This is a genomic window from Leclercia sp. J807 (assembly GCF_009734465.1).
Classification (GTDB): Bacteria; Pseudomonadota; Gammaproteobacteria; order Enterobacterales; family Enterobacteriaceae; genus Enterobacter.
The window spans coordinates 1,713,325-1,731,200 of record NZ_CP046446.1 but is presented as its reverse complement, the minus strand read 5'-3'; the positions used below and the strand labels follow the sequence as shown (position 1 = coordinate 1,731,200).

Genomic DNA, 17,876 nt, shown 5'->3' with positions numbered 1-17,876 from the left:
TCTCGCCTTTTTTATTCGCTCAACGCCGTGACGTTTCGCGTTTTCTCCCTGCGCGCCGCCAGCCACAGGCCGCTGTTTTTCATGGCGTAGCCAAACACCAGCCCCAGCGCCAGCGAAGGCACCACCAGCCGCCACTCCCCCTGCCCTGCAAAAGTAGCGCAGGCCCCCATAAAGGTGCCGGGCACAAACGAGAGCAGCAGATGTTTTGCCTGGATACACATCAAAAACGCCACCACGCCGGTCATAACGTAGCCAACGATTTCCAGATGAGGTGCCAGCGCGCTGCCGTGGATGATAATCATCGCCCACGCCACGCCGCTCATCAGCGTACAGGCGGAGATAAACAGCCCCTTCACGCCCCCCTGCGGGCAGGCGAAATAGGCCGTGCAGCCAAGGAAGCCCGCCCAACTGAGGAGTCCGAGAGAGACGGCAACCCAGCCCCATAAACCGGATAGGATGCCTGTCGTAATTGCGATAGAAAATAGAATGTTCATGGCGCGCATCTTAACAGATACGCGGCCATTAAATGAGATCAGGAACACATAATATGCAAATTGAGATTTGCCGTTACATTCAGATGGTGATCTAAATCACTCTTCGTTCTCTTCCTGTAGCTCATCCCACATTGCGGCAATGGCATCGCGGGTCAGTGGCGCCATGGTGCGCCAGAAAGATGAAGTGGCGTGCGCTTCAACCTTCCCGAGGAACGTCCCGCACCAGGGCAGGATGTACTCCCCGAAGAGGGTTTCCAGCGCCTCGTTTTCATCTTCCGCCGCATGATCTTCAATCCACGAGGCCGCCAGCAGCAGCGTGCCGAGGTGGTCGGCTGGGGTATCGGTCAGCGGCATTCCGCGTTCAGAGAGGAATGCGCGCACTTCGGCTTCGGTCGCGCCCTCTTCCCAGGCAGAGCGATACGGCGACACGCGGCACTCTTCCCCGACAAACAGCGCGTTGTAGTCGGCGGCGACCTGCTGCATGTCGCAGCTGTTTTGCAGACGCAGCAACAACTCATCCTGCTCAAGCGGCCAGTTCTGGGCCAGCTTGCCTTCGCGGATCAAGGTAAACAGCGGCACCAGCAGCGGATCCTGCGGCTGGCGATAATAGAGAGAACCCAGTACGCGACAGAGGATGGAAAACTCATTCATTTATTTAGTCCATTACACAGTTAAAAATCAGCAAATTCATTGATTGGCGCCATGCCACGCGACTCCAGGAAATCGAGTAGCCGACGCGGGGAGACGTTCAGGATGCGATCTTCCGGGAAGTCCACCGCGTCGAGGATTTTGCGGCATTCGCTAAAATCGCCCAGCGTGAAGGCGGTATGGGAATCGGAGCCCAGCGCTACATAGCCACCGGCCTCCTTCACCGCAGCCGCCACTGCCCGGCAGTTTGCTTCGCTACCTTTACGGGAGTGAATAAAGGAGGAGTTGTTGATCTCCAGCGCCACGCGATGCTCCGCCGCCGCCTGCGCGACCGCCTGAATATCAATCGGGTATTTCGGGTTCCCCGGATGGCTGATGATATGTACGTTACCGCTGGCGATAGTGGCGATCATCGCCTCGGTATGGGTAGCTTGATCCTGAGGAGCGAAAACCGGCTCATGGAAACCGGCGAGGATCAGATCCAGAGAGGTGAGCATTGGGCCGGTACAATCAATGTCGCCCTGGGTATTTTTGATGTTGGCCTCAATGCCGCGCAGGATCCCGACGCCATCCACCACCCGCGGCCAGATGCGCATGTTCACAAAGTGCCAGTAGTGCGGCGCATCTGCCATATCCGGGCCATGATCGGTGATCGCAAAGAGCTTAATGTTCTTCTGTTTTGCCTGGGCGATGTAGTCATGAAGGTTGCTGTAGGCGTGGGTACTGGCGACGGTGTGCATATGCAGGTCAACGGGGTACATCGTTCTCTCCTCTCATGTTTCCCAAAGGATAGCAGTTATCACGGGCGTTTATCAGCAAAAACCCGGCAATCGCCGGGTATAACTCAGTAACCGCGCTGTCTGTCGACCTGCCCGGTAACCTGTTCGCCCTTCTCCAGCTGCGAGATGGTGCGGGCGATATAGTCGATGGCTTCTGCCGGACGCGTCACCGCCGCAATGTGCGGTGTCATGGCTACGCGCGGGTGCGCCCACAGGGGATTGTCCGCCGGTAACGGCTCTTTGCTGTAGACATCCAGCATCGCGCCTTTCAGCTTGCCGCTCTCCAGCGCCGCCAACAGATCGGCTTCCACCACGTGGACGCCACGCGCCAGATTCATCAGGTAGCTGTTGTCCGCCAGCTGGTTGATGAGCGCCTTATTAATGATACCGACCGTCTCAGCCGTATTCGGCAGCAGGTTAATCAGCACTCGCGTGCCGTCTAAAAACTGCGGTAACTCTTCCTTCCCGGCAAAGCTGGTGACGCCAGGGTAGTCTTTACGGGTGCGGCTCCAGCAGCGCAGCGGGAAGCCCCATGGTGCCAGCGCTTCGGCCACTTTCGATCCCAACACCCCGGCCCCGAGGATCCCGATAGTAAAATCTTCGCGCTGATAGTCGGCCAGCGGCTCCCAGCGGGCCTGCTGTTTCAGCGCCTGGTAATCGTCAAAGCGGCGGAACCAGTGCAACACCTGGCTGACCGCATACTCCTGCATCTGCTGGCCCATGCCGGTATCTTCCAGGCGAAACAGCGGGATCGACTCCGCCAGCATTTCCGGGTGCGCCTTGAGCTTGCTGAGGATCGAGTCCACCCCTGCCCCAAGGGCAAACACCGCTTTCAGGTTTCGCCCCTGCAGCATCTCAACCGGAGGGTGCCACACCAGGGCATAATCTGCGGGTTCGTTATCGCCGCGCTTCCACTCCCGAACCCGCGCGCCCGGCAGGGCCGTCGAAAGTGTTTTTATCCAGTAAGCGTTATCAAATGTCGGGTGATAAAAAATAATGTCCATTGCGATTGCCTTCTGTTGCGCTGTTTTATGTTCATTATCAACTGGATTGCAGCATAACAAATTTTGGGTGTGGGGTCTTTGCTGATAAAAAAGGCACTTTCAGCGCAATTAAAAATCATGTTGGCTGAAGTTTGTCTGAACGCGCTAATTTACTGAAAAAGTTGATTGACGTAAGTCAGGCTTTTCCTTACATTAGCGCCCGTCCCAGCAACAACGGGATGACAATATGGTGAGGTGTCCGAGTGGCTGAAGGAGCACGCCTGGAAAGTGTGTATACGGCAACGTATCGGGGGTTCGAATCCCCCCCTCACCGCCATATTCAAGATGAGAGCTCGTACGAAAGTACGGGCTTTTTTCTTTTATATTCTCCGCTGGGGGGATGAGAATCCCCGACTGGGGTTCGACAACTGGCGCAGCCAGTTGGACAGACTGAGAGCGCAGCGAACAGGCTGCCCGCAGGGCGAGCGCAGCGAGTCAATCCCCCCCTCACCGCCATATTCAAGATGAGAGCTCGTACGAAAGTACGGGCTTTTTTCTTTTATATTCTCCGCTGGGGGGATGAGAATCCCCGACTGGGGTTCGACAACTGGCGACAGCCAGTTGGACAGACTGAGAGCGCAGCGAACAGGCTGCCCGCAGGGCGAGCGCAGCGAGTCAATCCCCCCCTCACCGCCATATTTAAAGAAGAGCTCGCATGAAAATGCGGGCTTTTTTTTCGCATGTTGTACGCCTGCGGGGGGGATGAGAACCCCCGACCGGGGTTCGACAACTGGCGACAGCCAGTTGGACAGACTGAGAGCGCAGCGAACAGGCTGCCCGCAGGGCGAGCGCAGCGAGTCAATCCCCCCCTCACCGCCATATTCAAGATGAGAGCTCGTACGAAAGTACGGGCTTTTTTCTTTTATATTCTCCGCTGGGGGGATGAGACCCCCGACTGGGGTTCGACAACTGGCGACAGCCAGTACATGTCGGGTGGCGCTACGCTTACCCGACCTACGAAACCCAAAGCCAGCCTCGATCCCGTAGGCCTGATAAGCGCAGCGCCATCAGGCGTTTTGCCTTAATGCAACAGCGCGCGCTCTGGAAGCGTCGAGTGGCGCTACGCTTACCCGACCTACGAAACCCAAACCCGGTTTCACTCCTCTACCATCCGCGCATACTCCTCGGTCAAAAAATCCACCAGCGTCCTGACTGACGGCAACAGCCCGCGCCGGGAGGGGTAGACCGCATGGATCACTTCACGCCGTGGCTCCCACTCTTCAAGCACTTTTATTAATGCCCCGGACGCCAGCTGCTCTTTGACCATCAAAATGGGTAACTGCACCAGCCCCACGCCCGCTATCGCCGCTTCCCGTAGCGCCAGCATATCGGTAGTCATCAGGCGCGGCTGAAAATGGATCTCCGCTTTCGCCCCCTCCGGCCCGCTTAACGCCCACTTATGAACCTGTCTCCCCTCCCCCAGACTCAGCCCGGGCCAGGCGCTGAGCTCCGATGGCATGGTCGGCATACCCAGACGCTGGATCAACTGCGGACTCGCCACCAGGCAATGCCCTCTGTCTGCAAGCACCCGTAACACCAGATCGCTGTCATCAAACGGGCGAGGACGCACACGGATGGCGATATCAACACCCTCCGCCACCAGATCCACCCGCCGGTTGGTCGCCTCAAGCTGGAGGTTAATTCCGGGGTAATGCGCCATAAACTTAGCCAGCATCGGCCCGACGTGGACGTGCAGCAGCGTGACCGGGCAGGTAATCCGCACCAGGCCGCGCGGTTCCGCCTGCAAGGCCGCAACCGCCTCCTCCGCTGCCTCGGCTTCTATCAGCATCGCCTTGCAGTGCTGATAGAAGGTCTGCCCCACTTCAGTAACCGTAAACTGCCGCGTTGTCCGCTGGATCAGACGTACCCCAAGCCGTGCCTCCAGCTGGGCAATCCGTCGGCTGAGTCGGGATTTTGGCAGGTCGAGCGCCCGCCCGGCTGCCGCGAAACCACCGTGTTCGACTACTTTGACAAACCACGCGAAATCATTGAGATCCTGCATAACGCCCTCATCGTTCCATAAATGGAACAGTGCATGTCATTTTCACTATCTACCGGGATATTAACCCTGAATATAAGCTAATTACATCAACAGAACATCAGGAGAAAACGATGAAAAACGTAACAGGCATTTATACCGCCCCCCGGCCGCACTGGGTTGGCGACGGTTTCCCGGTGCGTTCAATGTTTTCATACCAGACCCATGGGGAGCCACTGAGCCCGTTTTTACTGCTGGATTACGCCGGGCCTTATTCGTTCCCGGCGGATGGCGCGAAACGCGGCGTGGGCCAGCATCCCCACCGCGGTTTTGAAACGGTGACCATCGTCTATTCCGGCGAAGTTGAACACCGCGACTCAACCGGTAAAGGTGGCGTGATTGGCCCGGGCGACGTGCAGTGGATGACCGCAGGCGCCGGCATCCTGCATGAGGAGTTCCACTCCAGCGCTTTTGCGCAAAACGGAGGGGAGCTAAAAATGTTGCAGCTGTGGGTCAACCTGCCTGCGAAGGACAAGATGGCGGCACCGGGCTATCAGAGCATCACAAAACGTCAGATCCCGGTGATGACGCTGCCTGACAACGCCGGCTCGCTACGGGTGATCGCCGGACGCTACGAGGAGACTACCGGTCCGGCGCACACCTACTCGCCGCTGAACGTCTGGGACATCGCCCTGCATCAGGGCAGCCACCTTACGCTCAGCCAACCCGAGGGCTGGAGCACCGCGCTGGTAGTGCTTGAAGGCAGCGTGACGGTAAACGGCACCGAGCAGGCGGGTGAAGCCCAACTGGTGGTGCTGAGCCAGCAAGGGGAGAAGCTGCATCTGGAAGCCAGCAGCGACGCCAAAGTGCTGCTGATGGCCGGTGAGCCGCTGAATGAGCCGATTGTGGGCTATGGTCCATTTGTGATGAACAGTAAAACCGAAATCGCCGAAGCCGTTCGCGATTTCAACTCCGGCCGCTTCGGCCAGATCTGAATGTAATAAAGGAGAGAATCATGTCTACCCCTGCTAACTTTAATGGCGCCCGTCCGGCTATTGATGTGAATGATGCGGTGATGTTGCTTATCGATCACCAGAGCGGCCTGTTCCAGACCGTGGGTGATATGCCGATGCCGGAGCTGCGTGCCCGCGCCGCGGCGCTGGCAAAAATCGCTACTCTTGCGAATATCCCGGTGATCACCACTGCCTCCGTACCGCAAGGGCCAAACGGGCCGCTGATCCCGGAGATCCACGCCAATGCGCCCCATGCGCAGTACGTGGCGCGTAAGGGTGAGATCAACGCCTGGGATAATCCGGACTTCGTCGCTGCTGTGAAGGCGACCGGGCGCAAAACGCTGATTATCGCCGGTACCATTACCAGCGTCTGCATGGCCTTCCCGTCGATCAGCGCGGTGGCTGAGGGCTATAAAGTGTTTGCGGTGATCGATGCTTCGGGCACCTACAGTAAAATGGCGCAGGAGATCACCCTGGCGCGTATCGTGCAGGCTGGCGTCGTGCCGATGGATACTGCCGCCGTCGCCTCGGAGATCCAGCGCACCTGGAATCGTGAAGATGCAATGCAATGGGCAGAAGTCTATACCCATATCTTCCCGGCTTATCAGCTGCTGATTGAAAGCTACGGTAAAGCGCAAGAGGTGGTGAAGAACGGGGAAGCACTCGATTCACAACGCTAATCGCCTGCTCCACGGCCTGAAAACCGTGGAGCTGCTTATTGCTTAACCGAACGCGCAGTAAAGCAGAAAATCTGCTTGACCGTTTTAGCCTGACTCCCTATAGTAGCGCCCCGTTGCCCCCGAGAGGAAAGGCAGCAAAACAATATGGTGAGGTGTCCGAGTGGCTGAAGGAGCACGCCTGGAAAGTGTGTATACGGCAACGTATCGGGGGTTCGAATCCCCCCCTCACCGCCATATTCGAGATGAGAGCTCGTACGAAAGTACGGGCTTTTTTCTTTTATATTCTCCGTTGGGGGGGATGAGAACCCCCGACCGGGGTTCGACAACTGGCGCAGCCAGTTGGACAGACTGAGAGCGCAGCGAACAGGCTGCCCGTAGGGCGAGCGAAGCGAGTCAATCCCCCCCTCACCGCCATATTCGAGATAAGAGCTCGTACGAAAGTACGGGCTTTTTTCTTTTATATTCTCCGCTGGGGGGATGAGAACCCCCGACCGGGGTTCGACAACTGGCGACAGCCAGTTGGACAGACCACGAACACAGTGAGTGGGCTGCCCGTAGGGCGAGCGCAGCGAGTCAATCCCCCCCTCACCGCCATATTTAAAGAAGAGCTCGCATAAAAATGCGGGCTTTTTTTTCGCATGTTGCACGCCTGTGGGGGGGATGAAAACCCCCGACCGGGGTTCGACAACTGGCGCAGCCAGTTGGACAGACTGAGAGCGCAGCCCCTCACCACGCCATTAAAAAAGCCCGTACTTGCGTACGGGCTTTTCTCGCACCATCAACTTACCGTCCGGCCTCCCGGCAGAGGAGATGTCTGATCCGGGTTCATACCCTTTTCATCTTTAGGTTCCTTAACCCAATGATCGGCATTTTTAATTCCAAGCCGGATCGGGTCAAATTGTGGATCGATTCCTTGCGCCTTCTGCGTTTCATAATCTTTAAGGCTGGCAAATGCTTTTTTATGCAAAAGAACAATTGCAATAATGTTAAGCCACGCCATCAATCCGACCCCAATATCGCCCAGCCCCCATGCCAGATCCGCAGTACGCACGGTGCCATATACCGTGGAGGTTAACAGGAATATTTTCAGCAAGAACGTCAGCCATGGGCGGTTAATTTTGCGGTTGATAAAGGCAATATTTGTTTCAGCAATATAGTAGTAGGCAATAATAGTGGTGAAGGCAAAGAAGAACAGCGCAATGGCGACAAAGTAGTTACCAAAACCAGGCATCATACTTTCCATCGCGGTCTGCACATAGCCAGGACCTGCCGCCACGCCTGCGATGCCGGTGTAGATTGCCGCGCCGTCGACGCCCTGAACATTATACAACCCGGTGATCAACAGCATAAACCCCGTAGCGGAGCAGACGAACAGCGTGTCGATATAGACTGAGAAAGCCTGAACCAGCCCCTGTTTTGCCGGATGACTGACTTCGGCTGCTGATGAAGCATGTGGCCCTGTTCCCTGCGCCGCCTCGTTGGAATAAACCCCGCGCTTTACGCCCCACATGATCGCCTGCCCCAGAACGGCACCAAAGCCCGCTTCAAGGCCAAATGCACTTTTCCAGATCAGCAGAATTACGGAAGGGAGCTGTTCAATATTAATAGCGATAATAACGCAGGCCACAATAATATAGCCGAGCGCCATAAAAGGAACGACCATGCTGCTAAAGCTGGCGATCCTTTTTACACCACCGAAAATAATGAAACTTAACAGCATGGCCAATAATGCGGCGGTAACATTCGGATTAAGTCCAAAGGCAATATCCAGGCTGGCACCAATAGAGTTTGCCTGTACACCTGGAAGTAATAAGCCGCAGGAGAAAATAGTCACTACAGCAAATAACCATGCATACCATTTTACGCCCAACCCTTTTTCAATATAAAAGGCAGGGCCACCACGATATTCACCGTTAATTTTTTCTTTGTATACCTGACCCAGCGTGGATTCAACAAAAGCAGAGCTGGCACCCAAAAAGGCTACCATCCACATCCAGAACATCGCGCCAGGACCACCAAAGGTAATGGCGGTCGCTACGCCGGCGATATTCCCGGTCCCCACACGTCCTGCCAGCGTCATCGTCAGTGCCTGAAACGACGACACTCCTGCATCGGTGGCGCGCCCCTGAAACATCAGCGCGACCATATGTTTAACATGGCGTAATTGCAGAAAGCGACTACGCAGTGAGAAATAGAGGCCGACACCCAGGCATAAAAATATTAACGCCGGGCTCCAGATAACACCATTAATTGCACCAACCAGTTCGTTCATATATGGCCCTCAGCGTAATGGTCCAGAGAAAACGGATTCCCTGTAAGTTTCTTTATAGAATTGTGTTTGGATAACTACGAAACATAGATAATAGTCAGAAAGAGACCAACTTAATATTCGCATGGCAGTAATGAATTGTGACAACATTCACGTTTAATCGATTATTTACAATTAGCCTGATCATGATTTTCATACATATTTTGTGGGTATTATGATTAAATATCACACTTCTGCATTTTTTATTAAAAAGCCCATTTGAATTAACGTTAAGACTTATAGATACAGCAAAACGTTGCGTAATACCCGGCATTTTCTGTACGAAATAAGTATGACATTATCATAATGTGATCTTTAAAAAGACAACCCAACAGAAGTGTTTCGACAGACGCAGCTTCCCGGCATTGCGCCGGGAAGGGATAGCAGAAGAAATTAAAACGAGAAGGTTATGCCATTACCGGGAATAGACCTGCAGCGTCCGCTGGCACAGCGCCGAGCGCACGCAGTCGTCTTTATTGAAACGCACAATGCCCACCATCTCATCTTCCTCAAAACGTGCCAGCGCGTCGCTCAGCCCGGACGGAACGCCCGCCGGCAGGTCGCACTGGGTGATATCGCCATTGACAATAACCGTCACGTTCTCCCCGAGGCGCGTTAAGAACATTTTCATTTGCGCAGCAGTTACATTCTGAGCCTCGTCGAGAATCACAACTGCATTTTCAAATGTACGTCCGCGCATATAGGCGAACGGCGCAATTTCTACCTTGCCAATTTCGGGACGCAGGCAGTACTGCATAAAAGAGGCCCCCAGACGTTTCACCAGCACGTCATAAACAGGCCGGAAGTAAGGGGCAAATTTCTCCGAAATATCGCCTGGCAAGAAACCGAGATCTTCATCGGCCTGCAGTACCGGACGGGTGACAATGATTTTATCGACGTCCTTATGAATCAGCGCCTCCGCCGCTTTGGCTGCACTTATCCACGTTTTCCCGCACCCGGCTTCCCCGGTGGCGAAAATGAGCGACTTACTCTCGATAGCATTCAGGTACTGCGCCTGAGCGTCGTTGCGTGCCGCAATCGGGGTCGTATCACGGCAGTCCCGCGCCATGCCAATTGCTTCAACACCACTCATCTGCACAAGCGAGGTGACCGACTCTTCTTCACGCTGTTTATGGCTACGTGAATCCCGTCTCAGCACACGTTTTGCTTCACGACGAGCTTTGATCACTGCTTTTTGTCTTCCCATGGATAGCACCTTGAGTTGTTGGTATTCATCACTCGCACCAGAGTCGGTGCGATTAGGCGAACAAACATCTGAGGGTTGGCTTCCTTCTAAGCCATAGCTTGCTTGGTTAAATGACCCGGCCGAATCGCTATGCTCACCATTCGTCAGGTCGGAAAAATCAGGATTTGCTGTGGAGGGGGAGAATTTTTCGGTGAAGAGATCGCTGCCGGAGTGTGGGCCTCCGCGCCGTGTGCTGCGGTTGTTGCGTTTACCATGTCCAGTAGAGGACCCAACCATTCGCGATCTCCAGAGTGATTCATGTTCACTGTAAGGTTTACCGCTTTCTTAATCTAAGTACATCAGGATTTAGCATGAATGCAACATTATTTTTACCTGAGTGCAACTTTTAAGATTCGCCTGACAGCGATACTTAGTCTGCTATGGGGATATTACAGAATTATAACAAAGGGATAGCGGGACGTGAAAAAATGGTCCCGCTTAAGGGGTAAGCGGGACGGTATTCAGGCTTCGAGCAGCCCCTGGGCAAGCCAGCCGTTTTTATCCTGTACGCCAGGCAGCGCAAAGAAGTAGCCTCCGCCGATGGGTTTGACGTACTCCTCCAGCGCCTCGCCGTTCAGGCGCTTCTGCACGGTCAAAAAGCCCTTCTCCAGATCGTGCTGGAAGCAGACAAAGAGCAGGCCCATATCCAGCTGGCCGGAGTTGGTCACCCCCAGCGAGTAGCTGTAGCCCCGGCGCATCATCAGGTTTTGTTCAGTCTCCTGCGTACGCGGGTTGGCGAGGCGGATATGGCTGTCGAGAGCGATAACATTGCCCTCCGGATCGCTGGCGTAATCCGGCACGTCGTGCTCGTTCTTCATGCCCAGCGGCGCACCGCTCTGCTTGTCGCGGCCAAAAATGGTCTGCTGTTCTTTCAGCGGCGTCCGGTCCCAGAACTCCACGCGGAACTGGATAATGCGTACAGCCTGATAGCTGCCGCCCACCGCCCAGGCCGGTTCGCCCTGATCGGCGGTCACCCACACCACCCGATCCATTAACGGCCCATCCTGGCTGTTGGGGTTGGCAGTGCCATCCTTAAAGCCGAGCAGATTCACCGGGGTCTCTTTGCCTTTGCTGCGCGCGGCATGGTCAGAGATAAACCCTTCCCGCTTCCAGCGCACGCTTAACAGATCCGGGGTGTGCTTGATGAGATCCCGCAGGGCGTGGATCACCGTGTCCTGGGTATTGGCGCAGATCTGGATCAGCAGATCGCCATGGCACAACGCCGCATCCAGGGAGTCATTCGGGAAGCGCACCATCTTCTGCAATGATTTCGGTTTTTGCGCCGCCAGACCAAAGCGATCATCAAACAGCGACGCCCCCAGCGACACCGTCATGGTGAGGTTATCCGGGGCGATATAGCTCCCCAGAATACCGGAATCCATCGGCGGCAGACGCGGGTTCGGTGTCTCAGGCGCCGGGCCGCCGGTGGTCAGAAAGGTAATGCGCTGGGTCAGGAGGCGGAACAGACGCTCCAGCTCGCTTTTATCGCTGGCGAGCACGTCAAAGGCCACCAGCATCATTGATGCCTGCTGCGGGGTTAAGATCCCGGCCTGATGCAGGCCGTGAAACGGCTGCGTCTCCATCCGCGTATCCGGGGAGAGCGTGCCCGGCGCGCTCTGCGGTTTTGCCGCATGCGCCACCGGGCAACCGCCTGCCAGGGCCAGGGCGCCGCCAAGCGCCCCTACCCCTTTTAACAACCGACGTCGTGAAGGTTCAGCCACGTGGTACTCGTCATGCTTGTTCATCAACTTAGTCCAGACCCAGTACACCGCGCAGCTGAGCCAGATCTTCCGCCAGGGTGGTAATCGGCCCTTTCAGGGCGTTACGGTCGGCATCGGTCAGCTTGTCGTAAGTCTCAAAGCCCTCTTTGGTGCGGTACTTCGCCAGAATGGTATTCACTTTCTTAAAGTTGGCATCCACTTTTTCCAGCAAGGCACTGTTATCTTTTTGCAGCTGAGGACGCAGCAGGTCAACGATCTTCTGCGCGCCTTCGACGTTGGCCTGGAAGTCCCACAGATCGGTATGGCTATAGCGGTCTTCTTCCCCGCTGATCTTGCTGGCGGCCACTTCTTCAATCAGCCCTGCCGCGCCACCCACCACTTTTGACGGCGGGAAGGCCAGCTCGCTGATGCGTTTTTGCAGCTCCAGCACGTCGCTGTTCAGCTGCTCCGCGTACTGCTCCATCCCTTTGGTGGAATTGTCGCCAAACAGCGCTTTCTCCAGACGGTGGAAACCGGTGAATTTCGGATCGGCGGCTTTCTGCTCGTAGTCGTCTTCACGGGCGTCGATGCTGCCATCGAGATCCGAGAAGAGCTCGGCAATCGGCTCGATACGCTCGTAGTGCTGACGGGTCGGCGCATAGAGGGATTTCGCTTTTTCGATATCGCCCGCTTTCACCGCGTCGGTAAAGGCTTTGGTGCCCGCGACCAGATCCGCAGTCTCTTTAGTGACGTACGCTTTATAGGCGGTAATGGCATCGCCGAGGCTCAACAGCGCGTCGCCTTTGGCGGCATCGGCGGTGGCGGCACCTTTCACGATCAGCTTGCCTTTCGGGTTGGTCAGCAGGCCGCAGGTCATGTCGTATTCGCCCGGCTCAAGGTTGGCGGTCATCTTCTGGCTAAAGCCCGGCGCGATGTTTTCCCGCTCTTCCACCACCATCACCCCTTTAAGGATCTCCCACTCCAGCGCTTTCTGGCTGTGGTTCTGGATGATGAACTGGGTTTTACCGCTGTTGACCGTGATGGTCATCGGCTCACACTGTTTATCATTGACGGTGACTTTTACCTGTGGAACATCCGCGGCCTGTGCGGCGAATGCAGAAGCGATCAGCGCTGCCACGCCAGCCTGTAATGCACTGCGACGAAAGTGGATTGCCATGACTTTTCCCTTAACCTTTTAGAGTATGTTGTAACTACAATGAGCACTTCAGGGCGCAGTACGCGACGGCTGAGCGCTGGGGCGCGATGGCATAAAGAACAGCGCCAGCGCCGGAATAAGATAGATAAAGTACACCGCCACTTCGCTGACGCTCGGCGTCTCCTGATAGCCAAAGATCCCTTCCAGCAGGGTGCCGGTCAGCGAATGGGTAGACAGGACGTTACTGAGATCGAACGCCACCTCCTGGAAGTGGTTCCACAGGCCCGCCTCATGGAAGGCGCGGATCGCCCCCGCCGCCAGCCCGGCGGCCACCAGCAGAATAAACAGGCTGGTCCATTTGAAGAAGGCGCCCAGATTGAGACGAATGCCGCCCCAGTAGAGCAGGAAGCCGAGCACCACCGCGGTCGCCAGGCCCAGCACCGCACCCAGCGGCGGCCAGATCCCGACATCCTGCTGGAAGGCGGCCAGCAGGAAGAAGACCGACTCCAGCCCTTCACGCGCCACGGCGAAAAAGACCATCATGATCAGTGCCCAGCCGTGGCTCTTGCCCTTCGCCAGGGCGCTGTCCACCGCCTGCTCCAGCTGGACTTTGACGTTACGGGACACTTTACGCATCCAGAAGACCATCCAGGTGAGGATCACCACCGCAATCAGGGCCACGATCCCTTCAAACAGCTCCTGCTCTTTTTGCGGGAATTCACCGGTGGTTTCGTTGATGGCAATGCCCAGACCCAGGCAGAGGGCGGCAGCAAGGAAGACACCAATCCACATCACGCCGATCCAGCGGCCCCGCTGGGTGCGTTTCAGATAGCTGGCGATAAGACTGACAATTAAGGCTGCTTCGAGCCCTTCACGTAACATAATGAGGAATGGAACAAACATGCGACACCTTAAATGTTTTTCGCCGTCAACTCATGCAAAGAAAGGTAAATTCTTGTGATAGTGATTATCATTACGGCAATAAGAAATACAAGCGAAATATGCTGCATTTTGATGACAGGATGTAAACTCGTACCGGGAAAATAGTCACATAAGTGACTAAAAGGTGAATAAGTTATAACATAAATGCCCATTTACGCTTACAGCAGGCTGTGGCTAAATATGCGCCTCATTAATCTGCTGAAAATCAACTATGTATCAATTTCTGCACTTCTTGCTGGCGCTGGTGGTTATCCTTGCGCTGGCCTGGCTGGTGAGCTTCGACCGCCGCAACGTCCGTATTCGCTACGTCATTCAACTCATTGTTATTGAGATTGCGCTGGCGTTCTTTTTCCTCCATGCCGAAAGCGGTCTGTTCGTTATTCAGTACGTCTCGGGCTTCTTTGAATCGTTACTGAAATATGCCGCCGAAGGGACCAACTTTGTCTTTGGCGGGATGGGCGAAAAAGGGCTGGCGTTTATTTTCCTTGGGGTGTTGTGTCCGATTATCTTTATTTCCGCACTGATCGGCATTCTGCAGCACTGGCGCATTCTGCCGGTAATTATTCGCGTTGTCGGCACCCTGCTGTCGAAAGTGAACGGCATGGGCAAGCTGGAGTCGTTTAACGCCATTAGCTCCCTGACGCTGGGCCAGTCAGAAAACTTCATTGCTTACAAAGGGGTGCTGGGCGATCTCTCCTCGCGTCGTCTGTTCACCATGGCGGCTACCGCGATGTCCACCGTGTCGCTCTCCATCGTCGGCGCCTATATGACGATGCTGGAGGCAAAATATGTGGTCGCGGCGCTGATCCTGAATATGTTCAGCACCTTTATCATCCTCACGGTGATTAACCCGACCCGCCCGGAAGCGGAGCCGGAAATTAAGCTGGAGAAGATGCATGAGTCCCAGAGTTTCTTTGAGATGCTGGGGGAATATATTCTGGCTGGCTTCAAAGTGGCGATGATTATTCTGGCGATGCTGATTGGCTTTATCGCCCTGATCAGCGCCGTCAACGCCCTCTTCTCCAGCCTGTTTGGCCTGAGCTTCCAGCAGATTCTGGGCTATGTCTTCTATCCCCTGGCCTGGCTGGTGGGGATCCCGCTGAGCGATGCCCTGCACGCGGGCGGCATTATGGCGACCAAGCTGGTAGCGAACGAGTTCGTGGCGATGATCGAGCTGCAAAAGATTGCCGCAGAGATGACCCCGCGCGGGCTGGGCATTCTGTCGGTGTTCCTGGTCTCTTTCGCTAACTTTGCCTCTATCGGTATTGTCGCCGGGGCGATTAAGGGGCTGAATGAGAAGCAGGGCAACGTGGTGTCACGCTTCGGTCTGCGCCTGGTGTACGGCGCGACGCTGGTGAGCCTGTTATCGGCGAGCTTTGCGGGATTAGTGTTGTAGTTTGTTGCCCGGCGGCGCTGCGCTTACACGGGCCTACAGGATAAGTAGGCCGGGTAAGCGCTAGCGCCACCCGGCAAACAGGCCGCACCCGGTCTTATCAAAACTGCACGCACACCGGCTGGTCAACGCGCATCACCGACTCCTGGGCGAAGCGCGTTTTATAGATCCCGCGCAGCGCCTCGATATTGCTCTCGCTTTGCGCATCTTTACCGTGGATCAGCATCAGCGCCTTGCTCGCCTCACGCGCCACTTTTCCGTCGTTACCCAGCCACTGCCCGCGGGCATCAAACACCGTTAAGCCATCACGAAAACGTGGCGTGACGTCCTGGTCCACAAACTGCTGCCACTCCTGGCCGGTGATCGCCTCCCCTGCCGGACGGTTCAGGCCGAAATAGAGGGTGGTCTGCTGCATCTGGTTATCGGCTTTGCAGGTGTTGTCCGCGGTGCTGTGAGAGGGTGCATTACAGCCTGCCAGCAGTAAAAGCGCGCCCGCCATAAGTCCGTTTTTAAGTCTCATTCTTCGCTATCCTCATTGTAATTTGCCCAGCGATATCAGCGTAAATCACGGAAATTAGCAATAAAAAAAGCCGGGCAAGCCCGGCTTATAGCGTGTCTGTCACTTACTGCGCCTGCAACTTCGTCGGCGCGGTGGTGTGGTACTGCGCGTCGGCTTCCGCAAAGCGTTTCTGCATTGAGGTAGATGGCGCTTTACCCATCAGGCTGAAGACCACGATCCCGATGCTGCCGAAGATAAAGCCTGGAATGATTTCGTACAGGCCCAGCCAGGCGAACTGCTTCCAGACGATAACGGTAACCGCACCGATGATCATCCCCGCCAGGGCGCCATTACGGGTCATGCGGGACCACATCACGGAGAACAGCACCACCGGACCAAAGGCGGCGCCAAAGCCCGCCCAGGCGTAGCTCACCAGACCCAGCACGCGGTTTTCCGGATTTGACGCCAGCGCGATAGCGACCAGCGCCACCAACAGCACCATAAAGCGGCCGACCCACACCAGCTCTTTCTGGCTGGCGCCCTTACGCAGGAAGGCTTTGTAGAGATCTTCTGTGATGGCACTGGAGCAGACCAGCAGCTGGCAGCTCAGGGTGGACATCACCGCCGCCAGAATAGCGGAGAGCAGAATACCGGCAATCCACGGGTTGAAGAGGATCTGCGCCAGCTCAATGAACACGCGCTCGGCGTTCTGGTTCACCTCGCCCGCCAGCGACGGGTTGTTCGTAAAGTACGCGATACCGAAGAAGCCCACCGCACAGGCGCCGCCCAGGCAGAGGATCATCCACGCCATACTGATACGACGGGCATGAACGATGGTGTGGTGCGAATCCGCCGCCATAAAGCGCGCCAGGATGTGCGGCTGGCCGAAGTAACCCAGCCCCCAGCCCATCAGCGACACGATGGCAACAAAATTCAGCCCTTTCAGCATATCGACGTTTTCGATGCTCTTCTGCTGGATCACCGCCAGGGAATCACCCAGGCCGCCCACCGACAGGATCACAATCACCGGGGTCAGGATCAGGGCAAAAATCATCAGGCTGGCCTGCACGGTGTCGGTCCAGCTGACCGCCAGGAACCCGCCCACGAAGGTATAGAGGATGGTCGCCGCCGCGCCCGCCCACAGTGCGGTTTCATAGCTCATGCCGAAGGTGCTTTCGAACAGACGCGCGCCTGCCACGATGCCGGAGGCACAGTAGATGGTGAAGAAGAGCAGAATCACTAATGCGGAGATAATACGCAGGATGCGGCTGTTATCTTCGAAACGGCCGGTGAAGTAGTCCGGCAGGGTCAGGGCGTTGTTGTTAGCTTCGGTGTGCACGCGCAGACGCCCGGCCACCAGCTTCCAGTTAATCCATGCCCCCAGCGTCAGACCGATGGCGATCCAGCTTTCTGAAATACCGGAGATGAAGATGGCGCCCGGCAGGCCCATCAGCAGCCAGCCGCTCATATCTGACGCGCCCGCAGAGAGCGCCGTCACGAACGGCCCAAGGCTTCGCCCGCCGAGGATGTAGTCGTCAAAGTTTTTGGTTGAACGCCATGCAAGGAACCCTATCAGGATCATGCCAAAAATATAGATAAGAAATGTCACCAGCATCGGTGTGCTAATTGCCATTTAAATACTCCGCAAAGATGTTCGACAGCCTTTTTGACCGTCTTTATTACACCCCCGGAACGAGAGGGTGATGATGTGTGTTTCTGTTGGCCGCGCGTATCCTGCCGTATGCGCCTCCATTACACAAACGATTTAACACTGCATTTACATGAATTTCATCCCCGGTTTCACACCAGTTTCCTGGAGGTTGCACTCGCTCACGTTTTTTGAGGTTGCACCTGCAAAAAGTGTTAAGCGCCGCATGAAACCAGGGTTGATCGCTAAAATCCACAACTTTTTTACGGTTAACTATCACGTAACATCCCATTCATTTTTCAGCTTGCAAACCGGGTCACATTTAACGTGGTTGCACAAAGTTGCAACA

General features: G+C 55.8%; 15 protein-coding genes, 2 tRNA genes and 5 other RNA genes. 10 read left to right on the top strand and 12 right to left on the bottom strand.

All coding sequences use genetic code 11. From position 1 onward, the window contains the following. Nucleotides 1-11: 11 nt before the first annotated feature. From GNG26_RS08055 to ghrA, 4 genes are all read right to left on the bottom strand, one after another. Nucleotides 12-494: a DUF1097 domain-containing protein gene (locus tag GNG26_RS08055; RefSeq protein WP_231604241.1), complete on the bottom strand. Its 483-nt coding sequence runs from the start codon at nucleotides 492-494 to the stop codon at nucleotides 12-14. Nucleotides 495-590: 96 nt separating this feature from the next. After that, nucleotides 591-1,145 carry a molecular chaperone gene (locus GNG26_RS08050; RefSeq protein ID WP_103179043.1) on the bottom strand — a complete coding sequence of 185 codons (555 nt, stop codon included), beginning with the start codon at nucleotides 1,143-1,145 and terminating at the stop codon, nucleotides 591-593. Nucleotides 1,146-1,165: 20 nt separating this feature from the next. Further along, nucleotides 1,166-1,903, bottom strand: coding sequence for a phosphatase (locus tag GNG26_RS08045; RefSeq protein ID WP_103823676.1), 738 nt, complete (start codon nucleotides 1,901-1,903; stop codon nucleotides 1,166-1,168). Between the two features lie 83 nt (nucleotides 1,904-1,986). Next, nucleotides 1,987-2,925 carry a glyoxylate/hydroxypyruvate reductase GhrA gene (gene ghrA, locus GNG26_RS08040; RefSeq protein WP_156238368.1) on the bottom strand — a complete coding sequence of 313 codons (939 nt, stop codon included), beginning with the start codon at nucleotides 2,923-2,925 and terminating at the stop codon, nucleotides 1,987-1,989. Between the two features lie 228 nt (nucleotides 2,926-3,153). On the opposite strand from ghrA, the gene GNG26_RS08035 reads away from it, so the two are divergent. From GNG26_RS08035 to GNG26_RS08020, 4 genes are all read left to right on the top strand, one after another. After that, nucleotides 3,154-3,241, top strand: a tRNA-Ser gene (locus tag GNG26_RS08035). A 42-nt stretch (nucleotides 3,242-3,283) separates the two neighbouring features. After that, a non-coding RNA gene (locus GNG26_RS08030) (RtT sRNA) lies at nucleotides 3,284-3,420 on the top strand. A gap of 42 nt (nucleotides 3,421-3,462) precedes the next feature. After that, nucleotides 3,463-3,600, top strand: a non-coding RNA gene (locus tag GNG26_RS08025) — RtT sRNA. 46 nt (nucleotides 3,601-3,646) lie between these two features. Further along, a non-coding RNA gene (locus GNG26_RS08020) (RtT sRNA) lies at nucleotides 3,647-3,783 on the top strand. Between the two features lie 277 nt (nucleotides 3,784-4,060). On the opposite strand, the gene GNG26_RS08015 is transcribed toward GNG26_RS08020, so the two are convergent. Next, nucleotides 4,061-4,966, bottom strand: coding sequence for a LysR family transcriptional regulator (locus GNG26_RS08015; protein ID WP_156238367.1), 906 nt, complete (start codon nucleotides 4,964-4,966; stop codon nucleotides 4,061-4,063). Between the two features lie 110 nt (nucleotides 4,967-5,076). Here GNG26_RS08015 and GNG26_RS08010 point away from each other — a divergent pair, with 110 nt between their 5' ends. The 5 genes from GNG26_RS08010 (at nucleotide 5,077) to GNG26_RS07990 (ending at nucleotide 7,229) form a co-directional block, all read left to right on the top strand. Beyond that, nucleotides 5,077-5,937 (top strand): pirin family protein, encoded by an 861-nt coding sequence (locus GNG26_RS08010; RefSeq protein WP_156238366.1) that lies wholly within the window; start codon nucleotides 5,077-5,079, stop codon nucleotides 5,935-5,937. A 20-nt stretch (nucleotides 5,938-5,957) separates the two neighbouring features. Continuing rightward, nucleotides 5,958-6,635: an isochorismatase family protein gene (locus GNG26_RS08005; protein WP_156238365.1), complete on the top strand. Its 678-nt coding sequence runs from the start codon at nucleotides 5,958-5,960 to the stop codon at nucleotides 6,633-6,635. Nucleotides 6,636-6,781: 146 nt separating this feature from the next. Further along, nucleotides 6,782-6,869, top strand: a tRNA-Ser gene (locus GNG26_RS08000). A 43-nt stretch (nucleotides 6,870-6,912) separates the two neighbouring features. Further along, a non-coding RNA gene (locus tag GNG26_RS07995) (RtT sRNA) lies at nucleotides 6,913-7,049 on the top strand. A 42-nt stretch (nucleotides 7,050-7,091) separates the two neighbouring features. Then, a non-coding RNA gene (locus GNG26_RS07990) (RtT sRNA) lies at nucleotides 7,092-7,229 on the top strand. 184 nt (nucleotides 7,230-7,413) lie between these two features. Here the strand turns inward: GNG26_RS07990 and GNG26_RS07985 are convergent. From GNG26_RS07985 to efeU, 5 genes are all read right to left on the bottom strand, one after another. Then, complete coding sequence (locus GNG26_RS07985; RefSeq protein WP_103823671.1) at nucleotides 7,414-8,907, bottom strand: sodium:alanine symporter family protein; 1,494 nt, start codon at nucleotides 8,905-8,907, stop codon at nucleotides 7,414-7,416. A gap of 451 nt (nucleotides 8,908-9,358) precedes the next feature. Beyond that, the gene (phoH, locus tag GNG26_RS07980; protein ID WP_180210573.1) at nucleotides 9,359-10,150 is read right to left on the bottom strand and encodes a phosphate starvation-inducible protein PhoH; all 792 of its coding nucleotides are present in this window, start codon (nucleotides 10,148-10,150) and stop codon (nucleotides 9,359-9,361) included. Between the two features lie 500 nt (nucleotides 10,151-10,650). After that, nucleotides 10,651-11,934 (bottom strand): iron uptake transporter deferrochelatase/peroxidase subunit, encoded by a 1,284-nt coding sequence (gene efeB / locus GNG26_RS07975; RefSeq protein WP_156238364.1) that lies wholly within the window; start codon nucleotides 11,932-11,934, stop codon nucleotides 10,651-10,653. Between the two features lie 4 nt (nucleotides 11,935-11,938). Further along, nucleotides 11,939-13,066: an iron uptake system protein EfeO gene (efeO, locus tag GNG26_RS07970; protein WP_103823668.1), complete on the bottom strand. Its 1,128-nt coding sequence runs from the start codon at nucleotides 13,064-13,066 to the stop codon at nucleotides 11,939-11,941. 48 nt (nucleotides 13,067-13,114) lie between these two features. Continuing rightward, nucleotides 13,115-13,948 carry an iron uptake transporter permease EfeU gene (gene efeU, locus GNG26_RS07965; protein WP_103179032.1) on the bottom strand — a complete coding sequence of 278 codons (834 nt, stop codon included), beginning with the start codon at nucleotides 13,946-13,948 and terminating at the stop codon, nucleotides 13,115-13,117. Between the two features lie 250 nt (nucleotides 13,949-14,198). Here efeU and GNG26_RS07960 point away from each other — a divergent pair, with 250 nt between their 5' ends. Continuing rightward, nucleotides 14,199-15,383 (top strand): NupC/NupG family nucleoside CNT transporter, encoded by a 1,185-nt coding sequence (locus GNG26_RS07960; protein WP_103179030.1) that lies wholly within the window; start codon nucleotides 14,199-14,201, stop codon nucleotides 15,381-15,383. Nucleotides 15,384-15,480: 97 nt separating this feature from the next. Here the strand turns inward: GNG26_RS07960 and GNG26_RS07955 are convergent, their stop codons facing one another. After that, a complete protein-coding gene (locus GNG26_RS07955; RefSeq protein WP_103823666.1) occupies nucleotides 15,481-15,900 on the bottom strand; it encodes a DUF3574 domain-containing protein in 420 nt (139 codons plus the stop codon). Between the two features lie 103 nt (nucleotides 15,901-16,003). Further along, on the bottom strand, nucleotides 16,004-17,512 hold the full coding sequence (gene putP, locus GNG26_RS07950) for a sodium/proline symporter PutP (RefSeq protein WP_103823665.1): 1,509 nt from the start codon (nucleotides 17,510-17,512) through the stop codon (nucleotides 16,004-16,006). Nucleotides 17,513-17,876: the final 364 nt, after the last annotated feature.

Bases quoted from the DNA above. Each gene is read 5' to 3' on its own strand.
- GNG26_RS08055 (WP_231604241.1), bottom strand. From the start codon at position 494: ATGAACATTCTATTTTCTATCGCAATTACGACAGGCATCCTATCCGGT.
- GNG26_RS08050 (WP_103179043.1), bottom strand. From the start codon at position 1,145: ATGAATGAGTTTTCCATCCTCTGTCGCGTACTGGGTTCTCTCTATTAT.
- GNG26_RS08045 (WP_103823676.1), bottom strand. From the start codon at position 1,903: ATGTACCCCGTTGACCTGCATATGCACACCGTCGCCAGTACCCACGCC.
- ghrA (WP_156238368.1), bottom strand. From the start codon at position 2,925: ATGGACATTATTTTTTATCACCCGACATTTGATAACGCTTACTGGATA.
- GNG26_RS08015 (WP_156238367.1), bottom strand. From the start codon at position 4,966: ATGCAGGATCTCAATGATTTCGCGTGGTTTGTCAAAGTAGTCGAACAC.
- GNG26_RS08010 (WP_156238366.1), top strand. From the start codon at position 5,077: ATGAAAAACGTAACAGGCATTTATACCGCCCCCCGGCCGCACTGGGTT.
- GNG26_RS08005 (WP_156238365.1), top strand. From the start codon at position 5,958: ATGTCTACCCCTGCTAACTTTAATGGCGCCCGTCCGGCTATTGATGTG.
- GNG26_RS07985 (WP_103823671.1), bottom strand. From the start codon at position 8,907: ATGAACGAACTGGTTGGTGCAATTAATGGTGTTATCTGGAGCCCGGCG.
- phoH (WP_180210573.1), bottom strand. From the start codon at position 10,150: ATGGGAAGACAAAAAGCAGTGATCAAAGCTCGTCGTGAAGCAAAACGT.
- efeB (WP_156238364.1), bottom strand. From the start codon at position 11,934: ATGAACAAGCATGACGAGTACCACGTGGCTGAACCTTCACGACGTCGG.
- efeO (WP_103823668.1), bottom strand. From the start codon at position 13,066: ATGGCAATCCACTTTCGTCGCAGTGCATTACAGGCTGGCGTGGCAGCG.
- efeU (WP_103179032.1), bottom strand. From the start codon at position 13,948: ATGTTTGTTCCATTCCTCATTATGTTACGTGAAGGGCTCGAAGCAGCC.
- GNG26_RS07960 (WP_103179030.1), top strand. From the start codon at position 14,199: ATGTATCAATTTCTGCACTTCTTGCTGGCGCTGGTGGTTATCCTTGCG.
- GNG26_RS07955 (WP_103823666.1), bottom strand. From the start codon at position 15,900: ATGAGACTTAAAAACGGACTTATGGCGGGCGCGCTTTTACTGCTGGCA.
- putP (WP_103823665.1), bottom strand. From the start codon at position 17,512: ATGGCAATTAGCACACCGATGCTGGTGACATTTCTTATCTATATTTTT.